The following is a 17026-nucleotide window of genomic DNA, read 5'->3' on the forward strand; positions in this document are numbered from 1 at the left end:
GTTTGCGTTTAATCAACTCCAAACAAAAAATTGAAATTTTTCTTATATGAGTAATGAAAAAAATTTTATTGGCGTTCCTTTTTTGCATTGCAGCATTTGCGGTTCGCGCCCAGGTTCCTGTTGATACCACTAACAAAACAGATATTGATACCTCTGGTCAAAAGGATTTGATCGATATAGGCCGGTCGCTTTTCCGGTTTACCCCCAGGAAAAATCACAAAGAAAAAAAACAGATTTATTTTTCATTTCTTCCTATATCCTCTTCAGTACCCGGTGGAAGCAAAGCATTGGTAACTTCTACAACTGCCGGTTTTTACCTGGGACCCCGTAAAACCACCTATATTTCAAGCGTCACCTTTGCGCCGTATTTTAATTTAAAAGGACGTTATGGGTTGCCTATCCATTCAAGCATCTGGCTCACCGACAATTCGTACAACATACAAGGTGACACCCGCTTTTTGGTTTACCCCCAATACACCTGGGGCCTGGGTGGCGGTCAGCCGGAAGGAAATAAACTATTGGTGAATTATGATTACATCCGTTTTTATCAAAGCCTGCTTAAACGAATAACCCCATATTTGTACGCCGGCGTTGGTTATAATATGGATTATTTCATCAATATCAATACAATACCTGCCACTCCGCTAAGCAATTTCACCAACTATCAATATGGTACAGCCCAGGGCGTAAATTCATTTTCGTCGGCTATTACTTTTAATGCATTGTATGACACGCGCGAAAATTCATTTAACCCGCTCCCTGGCGCCTTCGCAAATATTATTTACCGCAATAATACCAAGCTCCTGGGAAGCGACAATAACTCGCGCTCGCTGTATATCGATCTGCGAAAATATATCTCGGTAAGCAATTCAGGGCTAAAAAACCAATTTGCATTTTGGGCATACTACTGGACAACCCTTTCTACAGGCACTCCGTATCTCATGCTGCCGAGCATCGGTAACGACCCCTACCAGCGCTCGGGGCGCGGCATTGAACAGAACAGGTACCGTGGGGAAGCTTTGGCATATTTTGAAACTGAATACCGCAGAGATATCACCCGCAACGGATTGCTTGGATTTGTTTTGTTTGCCAATATCAACTCAGCCAGTCAAGCCAACAGCCACCGTTTTGCTTATTTAAACCCTGCAGGCGGCACCGGTTTACGTATAAAGTTCAACAAAAAATCCAATACCAATATCTGTATTGACTATGGTATAAGCAACGGATTTTCGGATATCAATTTAGCGCTTGGCGAAGCGTTTTGATATATTTGAAAAATACAGCAACCATCAGATTGTAAGGCAATTACAAATTATAATATTTATTTTCCATATTGAAAAAAGTTTATTATATTTGATTAGCTTAAAATTGCTTTATAATCAAATTCCCTGATACTATGGTTGCTTCATTGCATGACAGAGGTAGTTTAGAGAAAACCGACCGAAAAGTTTATCATTGCCATAAGTGCAACACTGTTTGCGACACCCGGATTCATCGCGGTATTTTAGTAAAAACTTTACTTTTCTTTCTTCCGTTAAGGAGATATTTATGCCTCAATTGCAGGCGTAAATTTTATGTTTGGCACTAATCTCTGTTCACAATTATCTATTTTTCAAATTCCCCCCAATAAATTACAGCACTTTTGTGTTTTACTTTTATTGTAGCAAAACAATTGGCGAATAAATTTCTTATATTTCTAACCCGGTAAACAACAGCGAATTTTGAGCGAAGAAGCAAGTATCAATAAAAAAAAATATTGCCCCATTTGCGGCGAGCCTTTTCATTTTCGGGTGCGCAGGAGTTGGTTATTAAAACAGCTTTGGTTTATATTACCATATAAGAAATATTATTGCGCTAAATGCAAAAAAAACTTCTTTGTAAAATCGAAAAAGCCCTGACTCCTTTTCGTGTTTTTACGATCTTCATTCAATTCTCCGTTTTATCGAACTACAAGTAAAGCCAGAATTTACTGCAGAATGATGTTACCGGCATAAATTGGCTACATAATATTAAAGTGACTGGCTGATTTTACCTGGCCCAAAAACTAACGTTTAAACGTTTTCAGCTCCCTATCAATCCGTTCGTTCCATCTCTCCTGTGCGGCGTGATCGCCACCATGATTGGTTTCCTCGTCATACTGTTTTTGTAAACTGTCCATTTCTCTGTAGGCATCCAGGTAATCCACGTTAACCGGTCCGTCATAATTGGACACCGGTAAATATTCAGCCCTTATCCGCCGTTTAAAATGTTCAGCCACAATCCTGGCGATATCAAAATGCCGTTGTTCATGGTTTAAAGCATAATCATTTTGCATACCTGCTTTTACCCAGCAATCGTTTTTGGGTATACAAACTTTTATGTCCAGTTCAAGGTTGATCGCGCCGTTGATAACCGTAGCTTTTTCGTTATAGCCTATTGTTGCAAACACCTCGGCGTCAAACCTGCTTTGAGGCACTTTTCCATGAAAATCAGCCCAGGTTAATGGCCTGGTAAACGAATAATAAACCGTGTCCCCTTCGGTTTTCTCTGTGTAGTCGGTAAAGGTAACCTTTACCGTTTTTGCCAGGTTGATATTGGTTGCCGCCTGTTTATTCATCCAGGTGTTCAGATAAATCAGGGCGTTTGCCAGCGAATGCCGTAAAGTTGGTTCAGCATCCTGTACAGGGCCTCCGCTCCGGGTATATTGTATCTTACCATTGTAATCAACAAGGTGTATGGTGTCGCCGTCCTCCCGCAGCAAGCTAAATGACATTACTGTTGAAACGTCACCGCTAACGTGTCCATCCTCCAACACCAGTTCACCTGCTTTAAACTGTTTAAGCCGGATAATAACCGGCCTGAGGGCTTTGTTTTTTGGCAGATTGTGGTTGATAAACCGTTTAATGGCCACGAAGCCGCCGCCCGCGAAATCATAGGGCTTACCGATAGCGGTGGCGCTTTGTCCGAGTATTGAAGCATACCATAGTATGCCGTTTTTATCTCCGCGCTCATCAATAACATTTTCTATATAAAACTCCTTTGGCGTTACAGGCACCTGTTCATCCTTTAATATAATTGAATCGTTTTGGATCTCAGCATGCTTAAAACCGGTTAAAACCAGTACTGTAAATATTAAAAAGATGAAAAAAAGCTTGCTCATTTTTGTTGACCAATAACGAAAATCCCGGCAAAGAATTATCAAATTTAACCAACAAATTACTCATCTTAACAACCCTAAAGTTTTCCACACCAATACCAACCCTCTGATTCTATCCGTTAACAAACCAATGTTCTCCACAGTATGTGCATTACTATTGTGGAAATCGCTTAATGCGTTTAGCTATTTTTGAACATCGTTAGTTTGCGCCCTATGATAAAATACAAATACGTCGCCTTTATTGTCCCGTTATTTCTTGCCTCCAGATTATACGCCCAGCAAAACCCCTCGTTCCAGGTTTATAATACCTATCATGCGGCTACAGACCTGCTTGATAAAGGCGAGTATGTTGCCGCTGCGCAACAGTTCCGGCTGGTTGAACAATCAAAACTTAAAGCCGGTACCCAATCGCGTTTCGAATCGGAATTAACCCTTTTAAAAGAGAATTCCCAATATTACGAAGCTTTGTGTGCGCTTGAACTCGAAAATGACGATGCCGAGAGCATGTTCCTGCGGTTTATAAAAGAACATCCTGAAAACCCTTTCACGCGCCTGGCTTATTTCCAGATCGGGAAGTCTTATTCAAAACGCGAGCAATGGGCCGAGGCCCTGGAATGGTTTGATAAGGTACAGGCCGATGAGTTAAGCGGCCGGGAAAATACGGAATACAAATTCCGTAAAGGGTATGCTTATTTTTCAACCAATGACTATAAGCACGCCCAGGAGCTGTTCAGCGAAGTAAAAGGCCGCCGCTCGGAATATACCGACGACGCTACCTATTACTTTGCCTACATTGCCTACATGAATAAGGATTATCACCTGGCGCTGGTAAATTTCCAAAGGTTAAAAAACTCGAAGAAATATGAGAACAGCTATCCTTATTACATTACAGCTGTTTACTTCCTTGACAACCGTTATGATGATGTGATCAGTTACGCGGTGCCTATTCTCAACAAAACCCATCAGCAAAACGAACGGGAAATGCTGCGGCTGATCGCCGCTTCTTATTTCGCGAAAGCTAATTATGCTGACGCGGCCAAATATTATACCCGTTTTGAAAACGAGGACCTCGGCAAAACACAGACCACCCAGGATACCTACCAAATGGGCTACACTTTTTATAAAGTAGCCAACTATACCAAAGCCGCTACCGAACTGGAGAAACTACAACAACAAAATGATGTATTTAGCCAGAACGGGGATTATACCCTGGGCGATGTTTTTCTGAGGTTAAATAACAAACAAAGCGCCCGCAGTGCTTTCTTCCTGGCATCAAAGCTCAGCTTTGACAGGCAATTGCAGGAAGACGCGTTATACCAGTATGCCAAGTTATCCTACGAGCTGGATTACAACAACCAGGCACTGGATGCAACCAGGCTTTATTTAAAAAATTACCCAAAAGCTAAACGTACCGACGAAGTAAAAACGTTACTGGGCGAGGAATTACTTAATTCGCACAATTATGCCGAAGCGGTGGATATACTGGAACCTATCCCCAATAAATCAGCCAGCGCTATGGCGGCTTACCAAAAGGTTACCTATTACCGTGGTCTTGAGTTTTATAACGAACGCGCTTTTGAGAACGCCATCGGCATATTCCTGCGTTCATTAAAACACCCGGTTGACTCGCATATTGCTACGTTAACCACTTACTGGATGGCTGAAGCCATGTACGAGGTTCGCAAATACGACGAATCGGTTGAAACCTTCCAGAAATTTTTGGACATGCCGGATGCTCCGGAAACGCCGGTTTACAATTACGCCAATTACGCACTGGCTTATGCGGCATTTGGCGGCGAAAAATACAGAACCGCCGCTACTTATTTCCTAAAGTTTTTAGATGGCGACGAAAAAGATGCCAATACTGTAAACGATGCCATCACCCGCCTGGGCGACAGCTATTTTGTTTTAAAGAACTATAGCAGGGCATTAGACTATTATAACAAGATCATTGAGCGGCGCAGCCAGGGTGAAGACTACGCCTTATTTCAACGGGGTATGATCCAGGGGTTGCAGGGTGCACCTGATACCAAGATCAGCACGCTGAACGATGTTTTGAGCAAGTTCCCGAAATCTGACTATGCTGATGATGCATCGTTTGAGATAGCTTACACTTATTATGTAAAGAACGACACACTCAAGGCAAAAAGCGCGATGCTGGATATGATCCAGAAATACCCCACCAGCAGCTATGTGCCGCGTGCATTGGTTACCGTAGGTTTGATTGACTATAATGCCGGAAACGATAACCTGGCGATTGAATCTTTCAAAAAGGTGGTGCAGGATTATTCTTCAACCGATGAGGCCAAACAGGCGCTTAAGCAAATCGAAAAGATCTACACCGATAAGGGCGACGGGCAAACGTTTATTAGCTATGCGGCTACAGTGCCTATTGCAAACTATACCACGGCCGACCAGGAAAACATTATGTACACCTCTGCAAATAATCTGTATGCCAGGGGTGATTGGGATGGCACAGTGGGTGCCGTGAATGCTTATTTTGATAAATTCCCAACCAAGCCCATTTACGAAAAAGGGGCGCGGTTCATCAGGGCCCAAAGCCTGGTAAACCTTGGCCGCTCACAGGAAGCGGTTAATGACTATAACGTTATTTTAAACGACTGGACCAGTAATTATACTGAGCAATCCCTGATTGCCATGGCCAAACTTTATATCTCGCAAAAGAAGTATAACGAAGCGGTTGTTTTCCTTAAAAAACTGGAAGTAAATTCGGAATATAAGGCCGACTACACTTTCGCCATAAACAACCTGCTGCTTTGCTACTCCCAGATGGAAATGCCTGACGATGCGCTGAATTACGTAAAACTGGTACGCGAAAATGAAAAAACCGCGCAGGAAGATAAGTTTAAAACGGGCCTGTACGCTGGCCAGGCTTACCTGCAAAAGGGCGACACCACAAAAGCTGTAGTTGAATTTACTTATACCGTTACAAATACCAAAACAGTGGCCGCCGCTGAAGCAAAATACAACGTTGCCCGGATTGAATACCTTAAAGGCAAATACAAGGCATCGCAGAAAACCTGTTTTGAACTGGTGAAGGACCTGCCAAACTATGATTATTGGGTAACGAAAACCTTTATCCTGCTGGCTGATAATTATGTGGCGCTGAAAGATAATTTCCAGGCAAAAGCTACGCTGCAGAGTATTATTGATAATTATAAAGGCGACGACGATATTTTACCAACCGCCAAACAAAAAATGGATCAATTAAGCCCGGGAAACAAAACCGAAATAAAATCAGATTCAACCGGCGTGAAGAAACGAAACATGAAGTCGGATACTACAGGGGTGAAGAAACAGGATAACAAAGAATAAATAAGACAAGCAATGAAATTTAAATACATCTATATACTGCTTACCTTACTATCAGCATTATACTTTGTTCCTGCTGATGCGCAAATAAAGCACAAAAAAGCAAAAAAGCCTGCGGCGAAAGTTATTCGCAAAAAACCGGCAGCTATTGCAAAAACAGCTCCGGTAAAAAAGGCCTCAGCTAAAGGCCTTGGAGATGAAGCGGCGAAAGTTAAAACTGATACCACCAAAAAAATGCCCTTAAGCGGCAATAGCCTGACGGAAGAAATTGTGGTAACCACTGCTTATAAACCTGTTTTGGCCGATGCGGTAAAGATCAGGATCAACCCCGACCTGGAGGATAAAACCCCATTTAAGGCACCGTTAACTTATTTCCCGGTTGATAAACGCCTGGAACTAAATACAGATATCAAACCTTTTAACGCTATGAAAATGCCGAAAGAACAGGATTCGGTATTGAATAATAACTATGTTAAAGTTGGCCTTGGCAGTTTAAAAACTACGTTTGGCGAAGCTTATTTTAACAATGGCCGCGACCAGGGTTTGCAATTTGGCGGCTATTTAAAACATTTTGCGCAGAGTGGCTCCTTGCCCGATCAGAAAATGAACCGCGAGGAAGCGGGCATTTTTGGCAAAAGCATTGGCCAGGTAACCTCATTAAGCGGCAGCATCAATTATAACTACAGGGGTAATTATTTTTATGGTTTCGACCAAACCAACCTTCCTCCGGCAAATCTGCAGCTGGACAAACAACACTTCAGCACCATCAGCGCGCAGGGCGAACTGACTAAAAACTATAAAGACGTTCCGAACGACTTTACTTACGCGCTTAAGTTGAGCGGCTATATGTATAACGATGCCTACCAGGCTAAAGAAAGCAATGTAGTGCTGTCCGGATTTTTAAACGAAACCATCAACCAGTTTTATGCGGGGCTTGCAGGTTCCATCGACGTGGCCACCCAGCAGGACAGCGCTTATAACTATAATAACAGCTTCATAAGGCTCAACCCCTATTTAAAATTCCAGGGCGACAGTTATAAAATTGAAGCTGGGGTAAACATCGTCGATAACTTTGGGTTCACATCATCGTTCCACATTTTCCCGGCGGCAAAACTCGAATTACAACTGATCCCTAAATACCTGCGCATTTTTGTAGAGGCAAAGGGCGATGTAAACCGCTCATCGTTACTTGATTTCTCGAATACCAACCCATTTCTCGGGCAGAATATCGCGATCAAAAACTCGGTTGACCAACTGGACATTGCGGCGGGTTTAAAAGGCACGATATTGCCGGGCTTAGGTTTTAAGGCGACGATTTACCGCAACCAGGTAAAAGATATGCCTTTGTTTGTAAACAATTTTGATTTTGCAACCGGGTATAACCGTTTCACGGTGATCTACGTTAACGGCAAATCGCGGGTTAACGGTTTAAACGGCGAGTTGGATTACAAAGCATCGGACGATCTGGATATTTTTGGACGGGTAGAATTTAAGCAATACCAAATGCCCGCCGGTATCCAGCCATGGAACCTGCCTACCTTCAAACTGACAGCGGGTACCGTTATCCATATCAGCAACCTGGTTAATGTGAGCGGATCGATGTTTATACGCGGATCGGCTATGGATCCATACCCTGCGACCACCGGCAGCCTGGCGCCTACTACGATATCTTCATTTGTTGATTTGAGCGGCGAAGTGGAATATAAAGCAACCAAAAGATTATCAGTATTTGTACATATAAACAATATTTTAAACGGAACAAATCAAACCTGGATATATTATCCTGACTACGGATTTAATATATTTGGCGGCGTTGGCTATAAATTTTGATAAATTGTAAAACGCCCAGGCGTTCAAAAAAAGAAAAGATAATTGCAGCTACCCTCTTTTTTGCCTGCAAAAGAGAGGGTGGTCGAGCGTAGCAAAGACCGGGTGAGTCAACCCGGCGGACATTAGCGCCAATGCATAGCGGCGAGTTTACTCACCCCGACTGCGCTACGCTGGTCGACCCTCTCTTCCGCAAGCGGTAAAGAGGGTAGCTACAGATGTTGTTAAATTTAAAACCTTTTAAACGAGAAAGGCGCACCGGGTTTTAATATTTTATAATAAACTGTACTTTAGCGAAAATGAATTTAGCCGATTATTTAAGTGAACTTTTAGGGCAACAGGACGAAGTTAGCGTTCCGGGCCTTGGCTATTTTGTGCGTTTGCGTATTAAAGCTTATTATAGTGATAGCGAAGGCAGGTTTTACCCGCCGCATCACCAGGTAAAGTTTGTGCCTGAAATTAAAGAAGATGATACCTTTGCCCAGTATGTTGCTGATAATAAAAACATATCGCTGGCATCGTCAAAGTATTTTGTCGAGAAGTTTATCAGCAAATTAAAGGAGGATGCAGCCAGGGGGAAATACTTATTCGCTGACCTTGGGTCCTTCTTTACGGAACAGGGCCAGCTTGTTTTTAAACCCAACGACCGCATACCTGCAGATCCTGCGTTTTATGGTTATCCACCGGTTGACATACCAAAAATTGGTACGCCGGTGCCTGTGGATGCAAAAAAACCGGTCGTCAATCAAACGCAATCCGTTACTGCGCCGCAGGCACCAGCCACAGCCGTAAGTACGGCTTATGTTAAACCTGTTCCGCAGCCGCAATACTATGAAGAGGACGTTGAGCCCAAAAAGACGATAAGCGTTTGGCTGATCGTGTTGATAGCGGTGGCGGTTTTGGCACTTGCAGTGTTTGGATTCTATAAATTCTATCCGTCGGCATTTGACAAGGTAAAAGAGGCTTTTAATAAAGTTACCGGTAAAACTGCAATGGTTGCACCCGCCGCGAAGCCGGTGGTAAAACCCGATACTGCAAAAAAAACAGTGGCCTTAACCGATACAAATAAAAAAAAAACGGCAGCACCGATAGATACTGTTAAACCATCGAGGTTTGAAGCAGTCGCAGATAAAGTTATACATCTTGGAAAAGCGAATGAACGGGTCAAATATCTTAAATCAATGGGGCTCAATGCTTACATTATAACGGACGCGCCCGGACCGCTTATAAAAGTATCTGTCGGTTCTTTTAAAACTTATCATGAAGCCGACTCATTAATAAACGCACTATTGATAACCGGGCGAATAAACAAAAACTGGCGTCACCAGCCATTAGAAGTAAAAACCCAATAGAAATAAAACCACAACAATGACATTATTATTCGAGCAGATAACCGATACAGCACACAAGCTAATTGATACAGCAAAAACCGCGGGCCAGCAAGTAGCTGCCGACCATGAAATTCGTTTTGGCGATCTGCTGGTAAAAGGCGGATGGGTAATGGTACCGATAGGTATTTTGGCATTATTGGGCCTGGTGATTTTTTTTGAACGGTATTTCACCATCCGTAAAGCTTCGAAAGATGATTCCAACCTGATGATCCAGGTACGCGGAAGTATTTTATCAGGCAACCTTGAATCGGCCAAAGCCATTTGCCGCAACAGCAATACCCCCTTGGGCCGCATGCTGCAAAAAGGCTTGCTGCGTATAGGCCGCCCCATAAAAGACATTGAAGGCGCTATTGAAAACGTGGGTAAACTGGAAGTTTCCAAACTGGATAAAAACATAGGCATTTTGGGCATCGTAGCAGGTATTGCCCCCATGTTTGGCTTTTTGGGTACCATTATTGGGGTTATCAAAATTTTTTATGATATCTCCGAAACAGGAAATTTAAGTATCGGCGTTATATCAGGTGGCTTGTACGTAAAAATGATCACTTCGGCAGCTGGTTTAATGGTTGGTATTGTAGCTTATGTAGGCTACCATATCCTGAACATTATGGTGGAGAAAGTGATCCTGAGACTGGAAACAGACGCTATTGAATTTATTGATCTTTTAGAGGAACCGAGCAAATGAATTTAAGAAAAAGACAAAGGGGCGTTTCGGCTGAGGTGCATACCTCTGCCATGAACGACATTATGTTCTTTCTGCTCCTTTTTTTCCTGATAGCGGCAACATTAACCAACCCCAATGTGATCAAGTTATTGCTGCCAAAATCGTCATCGGGAAAACCGATCTCGAAAAAAACGCTGAATGTTACCATCAGCAAGGAGTTGCAGTACACAGTAGATAATAAACCTATTGCACTTGCTGATTTGCCGGCCGCTTTGACAAATTATAAAAACATTTCGCCCGATCTCACCATTATATTACATGTCGACAAAACAGTGGCCATACAGGACATTGTTGAGGTGATGGATATATCAAATAAATTAAATATAAAACTCGTTTTAGCAACGATACCGAAATAAAGAAGTTGATGGTTGATGGTTCATAGTTCATGGCAAAGCCGCAAAACACTATGAACCATCAACCATGAACCATGAACTAACAATGGAACACCAGGAAGAAAATAATTATCCAAAGGCCTTTTTAGCAACAGGTATTATACTTGCTGTAATGATGGCTTTGTGTTATTTCATCATCTTTAAAGATCCCCCCATCCAGGATGATGGTACGGGTGGTATCCTGGTAAATTACGGCACATCCGAGGCGGGAATGGGGAATGATATTAACAGTGTGGAAGAGCCCTCGGTATCGCCCAAAGCCAATCATACGCAACCATCAAAAGTTACCCAGGCCCAACCCACCGAGCAAAAAAGCCAGGTAGCTACCAGCAACGAAAAGGTAGTTACCCAAACAAACGAGGATGCGCCGGAAGTGGCCGCCAATTCAAAAAAAGCGAGTAAAGCAGTCGCCACCACGCCGGCCAAACCCGTTCATAAAGAAGTAGTAAACCAAAACGCGTTATACCATGGCCCATCTAAAACCGGATCAGGCGGGGGCGATGGCACCACTACCACACCAGGCAACCAGGGCAGCAAAAATGGTTCTCCCCTGGCAAATAATTATGGGGATGGCGGTAATGGCAACGGCGTAAGCGGCACACAGTGGAGTTTTGTTAGTATGCCCGATGTGAAAAATAGCAGCCGCATGCAAGGCCGTGTAGTTATTGATATTACCATTGACCCAAGCGGCAATATTGTTGAGGCACATGCCGACCGGAAAACACGTATGGGCGACCTCGACCTGATTAACCGATGTATCAGCGCCGTAAAAAACTCTCACTTAACATCATCCTCCCCGGCTAATGGCAACCAAAAAGGCCAGATCGTATTTAAATTTGATGTGGATTGATTATTTGGTCCGATAGACCACGGTCCATTATCAATAACTTTTTGCTTCCAAAACCCTATTTTTGCCATGGTCTACGGACTATATACCATGGACTAAAACAATGAACTACCCGGAGACCATTAATTACCTCTACAGCCAGCTTCCGTTATTTACACGAGTCGGTCAATCCGCCTATAAGGCCAATCTTGATAATACCATAGAACTCTGCCGGCGTTTGGATGATCCACAGCATAAATTCAAAAGCGTTCATATTGGTGGCACCAATGGCAAAGGTTCAACCTCGCACATGCTGGCGGCAGTTTTGCAAACAGCCGGCTATAAAACAGGGCTGTACACTTCGCCTCACCTTAAAGATTTTAGGGAACGGATCAGGATCAACGGTGAAATGATCAGCGAACAGGAGGTAATTGATTTTGTAGCTGAACATCAGCCGGATTTTGAGGAGATCCGCCCCTCCTTTTTTGAAATGACCGTTGGGCTTGCTTTTGATTTTTTCGCCACGGAAAAAGTTGATATTGCCATTATTGAAGTTGGCCTGGGCGGGCGATTGGATTCGACCAATATCATCACCCCGCTCCTATCCGTCATCACCAATATCGGCTGGGACCATATGAATATTTTGGGCGATACATTGCCATTAATCGCCGCTGAAAAAGCAGGGATCATCAAGCCAAACATTCCCGTTATTATCGGGGAATACCAGGAAGAGGTAGCGGATGTTTTTATCGCCAAGGCAAAAAAAGAAAATAGCGGGATTTTGTTTGCTTCGGAGATGTTTGTTGATGAGAACCAAGAATCAAGAGCCAGTAATCAAGACAAAAAAACAAAAGAATACCTGGAGGTAACTGTTATTTACCCACCTGAGACTACTGACTCAAGACTCAAGACTTTAGACTTAAAACTTGACCTAACCGGAAGTTACCAGCTTAAAAATGTAAAAACGGTTTTAAGAACTGTGGAGGAACTTCGCCGGCAGGGTTTTAACATTACGGATGAACATATTCAAACAGGCTTAAGGCAGGTAAAAACCTTAACCGGCTTGCATGGCCGCTGGGAAGTTTTAAGCAAACACCCTTTAACCATTTGTGATACCGGGCATAACCCCGAAGGAATAAACGAAGTATTGCAAAATATTGCGGCAGTAAACTATGATCACCTTCATTTTGTGATCGGGGTGGTGAATGATAAGGACCTCAGCAAGATCTTAGCGATGCTACCTGTGGATTGCACCTATTATTTTTGCAGGCCCGATATTCCCCGCGGACTGGAAGCGGAAAACTTAAAGTTAAAAGCAGAAAGCTTTGGGTTGAACGGTGAGGTTTATTCATCGGTTAATGATGCGCTGCAAGCGGCCCAAAAAAACGCAGGCGAAAACGACCTGGTTTTTGTTGGGGGTAGCACTTTTGTGGTGGCAGAGGTGGTGTGATCTTAGCCATTTTTAAGATGGATGCGGTTAGCGCAAATGTATCATACTTACAAAATTTGTCATTGCAGCGCAGCAATCGCGAACTTTGTCTGGCGAAGTGAACTGGCGGAAATGCAAGGTTCGCGATTGCCGCGCTCGTCCCTCGCTCGTAATGACAAAAATCCAAATACTGATGTAAATCTTAATAAAACCCTTTCGAATTTATTTTTAAAGGCTAATTTTAACGGCAAACAGCATTTCAAGCATTTATGACATACCTCCCATCACCCGACAGATACAAAAACATGCGATACCGCCGCTGCGGAAAAAGCGGGCTGAAACTCCCGGCAGTTTCGCTGGGTTTGTGGCATAATTTCGGGGGTGTGGATGTAGCCGAGAATTTCCGTAAGATCCTGCACACCGCTTTTGACAGCGGGATCACCCATTTCGACCTTGCCAACAACTATGGCCCGCCGCCGGGTTCGGCGGAAACAAATTTCGGGCAAATCCTGCATGAAGATTTTCGCGGCTACCGCGATGAGATGATCATATCCAGCAAGGCCGGCTATACCATGTGGGATGGCCCTTACGGGGACTGGGGTTCCAAAAAATATTTAGTATCCAGCCTGGACCAAAGCCTAAAAAGGATGCGGCTGGAATATGTGGATATATTTTACCATCACCGCCCCGACCCGGAAACCCCGCTGGAAGAAACCATGGGCGCGCTTGACCTGATCGTTAGGCAGGGAAAAGCCCTTTACGCAGGTATTTCCAATTACCCGGCGGATAAAGCCGACGAAGCGATTTCGATATTAAAAAAACTGGGTACGCCCTGTTTGATCCACCAACCAAAATATTCAATGTTTGAGCGCTGGGTGGAAGGCGGCTTGCTGGATGTGCTTGAAAAAGACGGCGTTGGGTGTATTCCATTTTCACCATTGGCACAGGGCTTGCTTACTAATAAATACCTGCATGGTATTCCTGAAGATTCAAGAGTTGCCAAATCGGGTGTTTTTTTACAGAAAAGCCATGTAACCGATGAAAGGATCAGCCAGATCTCAAAGTTGAACGATATAGCTGTAAAACGCGGGCAAACACTTGCCCAAATGGCATTGGCCTGGATATTGAAAGACCAGCGCATCACTTCGGTGCTGATAGGCGCCAGCAAACCCGAACAGATCACCGATTCACTGAAATGTTTGGATAATACTGAATTTTCGGAGGAGGAATTGACACAAATTGAAAGCATTTTGAAATAATAGGGTGACATCCCTCTGATACGATTATGAATACAATCAACTGGGGAATAATAGGCTGCGGTAATGTAACCGAAAAAAAAAGCGGACCCGCATTTAATAAAATTGCTGGTAGCAACCTGGTTGCCGTAATGCGCCGTGATGCCGAAAAAGCGGCTGATTATGCCCTGCGGCATGGTGTAGGCAACTGGTACAGCGATGCCAACGAACTGATGAACCACGAAGGCCTCAATGCTATTTACATTGCAACGCCGCCGGCATCGCATATGGATTACGCTATAACTGCCTTGAAAAAAGGCCTTAATGTTTATGTAGAAAAGCCGGTAACGCGGAATGCCGGTGAAACCCGGCGAATTGCTGAAGCCGTAAAACAACATCCCAACCAAAAACTTACCGTTGCACATTACCGCCGTGCGGTGCCCATGTTTTTAAAAGTAAAACAATTACTGGATAGTGAATTGATAGGCGCAGTACGTACGGTGCAGATCAGGATGTGGCAAAGCCGAAAGCCGGCGCTGGTTGCTGATGTTACCGATAACTGGCGGGTACAGCCGGAACTGTCAGGCGGCGGCTACTTCCATGACCTTGCCCCCCACCAGCTCGATCTGATGTTGTATTATTTTGGCGAGCCGGAGCATTACCATGGCTTTTCACTAAACCAATCAAATACCACACCGGCTGACGACCACGTTTGCGGGGAAATATTATTTAAAAATAAAGTAGTGGTAAATGGTTCGTGGTGCTTTAATGTTGCTGAAAGCCAAACCACTGATTCCTGCGAGATCATTGGCACAAAAGGAAAAATAACCTTCCCGTTTTTTGGTAATTACATCAGCTGGAAAACCGATGATGGCGAACAAACTTTAAATTTTACGCATCCTGAACACATCCAGCAACCCATGATCGAAAAAATTGTCGCTTTCTTTAATGATGAAGGGCCTAATCCCTGTTCCATTGATGAAGCGGTGGTGCTGATGGATATAATGGATGCCTTTACAAATAAAAGCCATTGACAGAGGCTGTCTCAAAAGTCTGTGAACTGACAAGCAAACGAAATAAAATTTGAACTTAGTGTTAGTGGTTTGTTTTTTTACCACAATGGGCACTAAGAAAGCACACTATGGTCACAAAGACCTAAAGTTTCAAAATGCAATTCGGTTACTTTTTATATGGAAATACTTTGGCAACAGCCTCTACTTAAAATCAGACTCATTTCTGCTTCGGCACCTTCGCGCCTTCTTTTCGTGCTTCAGATAAACCGATAGCAACTGCCTGTTTTGGATCCGTTACTTTTTTACCACTGCGGCCGCTTTTTAATTTGCCTTCTTTCATTTCGTGCATGTTTTCACGCACCTTTTCCTGTGCTTTTACTGAATACTTTGCCATAACATTTCTCATTAGGTTAACAATTATCTCCGCAAGCAAAATCATTGCCAAAAACATTCTGCAAAAAAAAATAATCGGCATTGCAAAACGTGGCGTCTCCACGATTTTTTATTAAAAAAATAATTTTACCCGATTATTCTTATCTTCAAACCATTAAATAAAACTGGTGTTCACTGATTAATATATTTAAACCCCTTAATTAATTATGCCGGCAAAAAAAGCAGAACACCCCTTTTACGAAAAACTTTCTTTGGTGCTGGTCGGGCTTATTGCCCTTGGATACCTTGTCATCCTGGCCAAAGAAATTCTCGACCCTTTAATATTCGGCTTTCTGTTTGCCATTTTGCTGTTGCCGATAGCCACTTTTCTTGAAAACAGGCTACGGTTTTCAAGAACTTTGTCTTCTCTTTTTTCCATCCTGCTGCTTTTAGCCTTTGTTGGAGGAATCCTGTACCTGGTAGGTTCGCAGATCGGAAGCCTTACAAGCGACTGGCCGATGTTAAAAAGCCAGGTGGGCCAATCATTAAAAGATCTTTCTGAATGGGTGCAGCACGCTTTCCATATCAATGCTTCCAAACAGATGGTTTATGTTGAGGATACCACAAAAAAGATTATGGCATCAGGCGGCGAAGTGGTGGGCCAAACTTTTGACGCTGTATCGTCTCTTATGCTGTTTTACGTTTTTATCCTCATATTCACTTTTTTAATTTTGTTATACCGCGCCCTGCTTATCCGCTTTATTGTTTGGGTTTTCAGCGATGACCATGCTGCGGTGGTGCATGATATTGTTGGAAATATCCAGAGCATTTTAAGACAATACATCCTTGGATTGTTGCTTGAGATGTTTGTAGTGGCTTGCCTGGCCTGCACGTTTTTCTTTTTCATCGGCATTAAATATGCCGTATTGCTTGGCATTATTGTGGCGCTTTTTAACGTTATCCCCTACCTGGGCATTTTTACTGCTTTGCTGCTCAGTTCGATAATAACCTTTGCCACAGGCAGTGTAAGAGATGCAGCGTTAGTAGCGGGAAGTGTACTGCTTATACACGTGGTGGATTCAAATTTTTTATTGCCAACTATTGTCGGATCAAAGGTAAAGCTGAATGCATTGGTTACCTTCCTTGGGATTATTTTGGGGGAAATGATATGGGGTTTATCCGGTATGTTCCTCTCCATACCGATGCTCGCCATCACTAAGATCATCTTCGATAGGGTTGACAGCCTGAAACCCTGGGGCTATTTATTGGGCAGCGGGCAGGAAGAAAGCAAATCAGCCACAAAAAAAATGAAGGCAGTTAAAGAAGATAAAACCTGATTTTTTAGGTG

General features: G+C 43.3%; 13 protein-coding genes. 11 read left to right on the forward strand and 2 right to left on the reverse strand.

The features are described from left to right. Nucleotides 1-53: 53 nt before the first annotated feature. Nucleotides 54-1265 (forward strand): BamA/TamA family outer membrane protein, encoded by a 1212-nt coding sequence (locus MgSA37_RS20175; RefSeq protein WP_096354474.1) that lies wholly within the window; start codon nt 54-56, stop codon nt 1263-1265. A 779-nt stretch (nt 1266-2044) separates the two neighbouring features. Here MgSA37_RS20175 and MgSA37_RS20180 read toward each other — a convergent pair. Continuing rightward, nucleotides 2045-3139, reverse strand: coding sequence for a hypothetical protein (locus MgSA37_RS20180; RefSeq protein ID WP_096354476.1), 1095 nt, complete (start codon nt 3137-3139; stop codon nt 2045-2047). A gap of 210 nt (nt 3140-3349) precedes the next feature. Between MgSA37_RS20180 and MgSA37_RS20185 the strand changes: the two genes are divergently transcribed. The 9 genes from MgSA37_RS20185 to MgSA37_RS20225 all read left to right on the forward strand — a co-directional run bounded on the left by MgSA37_RS20185 (nt 3350) and on the right by MgSA37_RS20225 (nt 15327). Continuing rightward, nucleotides 3350-6472, forward strand: a complete 3123-nt coding sequence (locus MgSA37_RS20185) for a tetratricopeptide repeat protein (RefSeq protein WP_096354478.1) — start codon at nt 3350-3352, stop codon at nt 6470-6472. Nucleotides 6473-6484: 12 nt separating this feature from the next. Beyond that, on the forward strand, nt 6485-8299 hold the full coding sequence (locus MgSA37_RS20190; RefSeq protein ID WP_096354480.1) for a TonB-dependent receptor: 1815 nt from the start codon (nt 6485-6487) through the stop codon (nt 8297-8299). Between the two features lie 296 nt (nt 8300-8595). After that, nucleotides 8596-9648 carry an HU domain-containing protein gene (locus MgSA37_RS20195; RefSeq protein WP_096354482.1) on the forward strand — a complete coding sequence of 351 codons (1053 nt, stop codon included), beginning with the start codon at nt 8596-8598 and terminating at the stop codon, nt 9646-9648. Nucleotides 9649-9664: 16 nt separating this feature from the next. After that, nucleotides 9665-10372 carry a MotA/TolQ/ExbB proton channel family protein gene (locus MgSA37_RS20200; RefSeq protein ID WP_096354484.1) on the forward strand — a complete coding sequence of 236 codons (708 nt, stop codon included), beginning with the start codon at nt 9665-9667 and terminating at the stop codon, nt 10370-10372. After that, nucleotides 10369-10767, forward strand: coding sequence for an ExbD/TolR family protein (locus MgSA37_RS20205; RefSeq protein WP_096354486.1), 399 nt, complete (start codon nt 10369-10371; stop codon nt 10765-10767). The genes MgSA37_RS20200 and MgSA37_RS20205 overlap by 4 nt, the downstream gene beginning before the upstream one ends. A 64-nt stretch (nt 10768-10831) precedes the next feature. Beyond that, a complete protein-coding gene (locus tag MgSA37_RS20210) occupies nt 10832-11653 on the forward strand; it encodes an energy transducer TonB (RefSeq protein ID WP_096354488.1) in 822 nt (273 codons plus the stop codon). Between the two features lie 100 nt (nt 11654-11753). After that, nucleotides 11754-13079, forward strand: coding sequence for a bifunctional folylpolyglutamate synthase/dihydrofolate synthase (locus MgSA37_RS20215; RefSeq protein ID WP_096354490.1), 1326 nt, complete (start codon nt 11754-11756; stop codon nt 13077-13079). Between the two features lie 248 nt (nt 13080-13327). Next, nucleotides 13328-14317 (forward strand): L-glyceraldehyde 3-phosphate reductase, encoded by a 990-nt coding sequence (mgrA, locus tag MgSA37_RS20220; protein WP_096354491.1) that lies wholly within the window; start codon nt 13328-13330, stop codon nt 14315-14317. 26 nt (nt 14318-14343) lie between these two features. Next, on the forward strand, nt 14344-15327 hold the full coding sequence (locus MgSA37_RS20225) for a Gfo/Idh/MocA family protein (protein WP_096354493.1): 984 nt from the start codon (nt 14344-14346) through the stop codon (nt 15325-15327). A gap of 196 nt (nt 15328-15523) precedes the next feature. Here MgSA37_RS20225 and MgSA37_RS28620 read toward each other — a convergent pair whose 3' ends face one another. Next, on the reverse strand, nt 15524-15700 hold the full coding sequence (locus MgSA37_RS28620) for a DUF6496 domain-containing protein (RefSeq protein WP_172885350.1): 177 nt from the start codon (nt 15698-15700) through the stop codon (nt 15524-15526). A gap of 205 nt (nt 15701-15905) precedes the next feature. Between MgSA37_RS28620 and MgSA37_RS20235 the strand changes: the two genes are divergently transcribed. Next, nucleotides 15906-17015: an AI-2E family transporter gene (locus MgSA37_RS20235; protein WP_096354495.1), complete on the forward strand. Its 1110-nt coding sequence runs from the start codon at nt 15906-15908 to the stop codon at nt 17013-17015. Nucleotides 17016-17026: the final 11 nt, after the last annotated feature.

The organism is Mucilaginibacter gotjawali (assembly GCF_002355435.1).
Classification (GTDB): domain Bacteria; phylum Bacteroidota; class Bacteroidia; order Sphingobacteriales; family Sphingobacteriaceae; genus Mucilaginibacter; species Mucilaginibacter gotjawali.

Bases quoted from the DNA above. Each gene is read 5' to 3' on its own strand.
- MgSA37_RS20175 (WP_096354474.1), top strand. From the start codon at position 54: ATGAAAAAAATTTTATTGGCGTTCCTTTTTTGCATTGCAGCATTTGCG.
- MgSA37_RS20180 (WP_096354476.1), bottom strand. From the start codon at position 3,139: ATGAGCAAGCTTTTTTTCATCTTTTTAATATTTACAGTACTGGTTTTA.
- MgSA37_RS20185 (WP_096354478.1), top strand. From the start codon at position 3,350: ATGATAAAATACAAATACGTCGCCTTTATTGTCCCGTTATTTCTTGCC.
- MgSA37_RS20190 (WP_096354480.1), top strand. From the start codon at position 6,485: ATGAAATTTAAATACATCTATATACTGCTTACCTTACTATCAGCATTA.
- MgSA37_RS20195 (WP_096354482.1), top strand. From the start codon at position 8,596: ATGAATTTAGCCGATTATTTAAGTGAACTTTTAGGGCAACAGGACGAA.
- MgSA37_RS20200 (WP_096354484.1), top strand. From the start codon at position 9,665: ATGACATTATTATTCGAGCAGATAACCGATACAGCACACAAGCTAATT.
- MgSA37_RS20205 (WP_096354486.1), top strand. From the start codon at position 10,369: ATGAATTTAAGAAAAAGACAAAGGGGCGTTTCGGCTGAGGTGCATACC.
- MgSA37_RS20210 (WP_096354488.1), top strand. From the start codon at position 10,832: ATGAACCATGAACTAACAATGGAACACCAGGAAGAAAATAATTATCCA.
- MgSA37_RS20215 (WP_096354490.1), top strand. From the start codon at position 11,754: ATGAACTACCCGGAGACCATTAATTACCTCTACAGCCAGCTTCCGTTA.
- mgrA (WP_096354491.1), top strand. From the start codon at position 13,328: ATGACATACCTCCCATCACCCGACAGATACAAAAACATGCGATACCGC.
- MgSA37_RS20225 (WP_096354493.1), top strand. From the start codon at position 14,344: ATGAATACAATCAACTGGGGAATAATAGGCTGCGGTAATGTAACCGAA.
- MgSA37_RS28620 (WP_172885350.1), bottom strand. From the start codon at position 15,700: ATGGCAAAGTATTCAGTAAAAGCACAGGAAAAGGTGCGTGAAAACATG.
- MgSA37_RS20235 (WP_096354495.1), top strand. From the start codon at position 15,906: ATGCCGGCAAAAAAAGCAGAACACCCCTTTTACGAAAAACTTTCTTTG.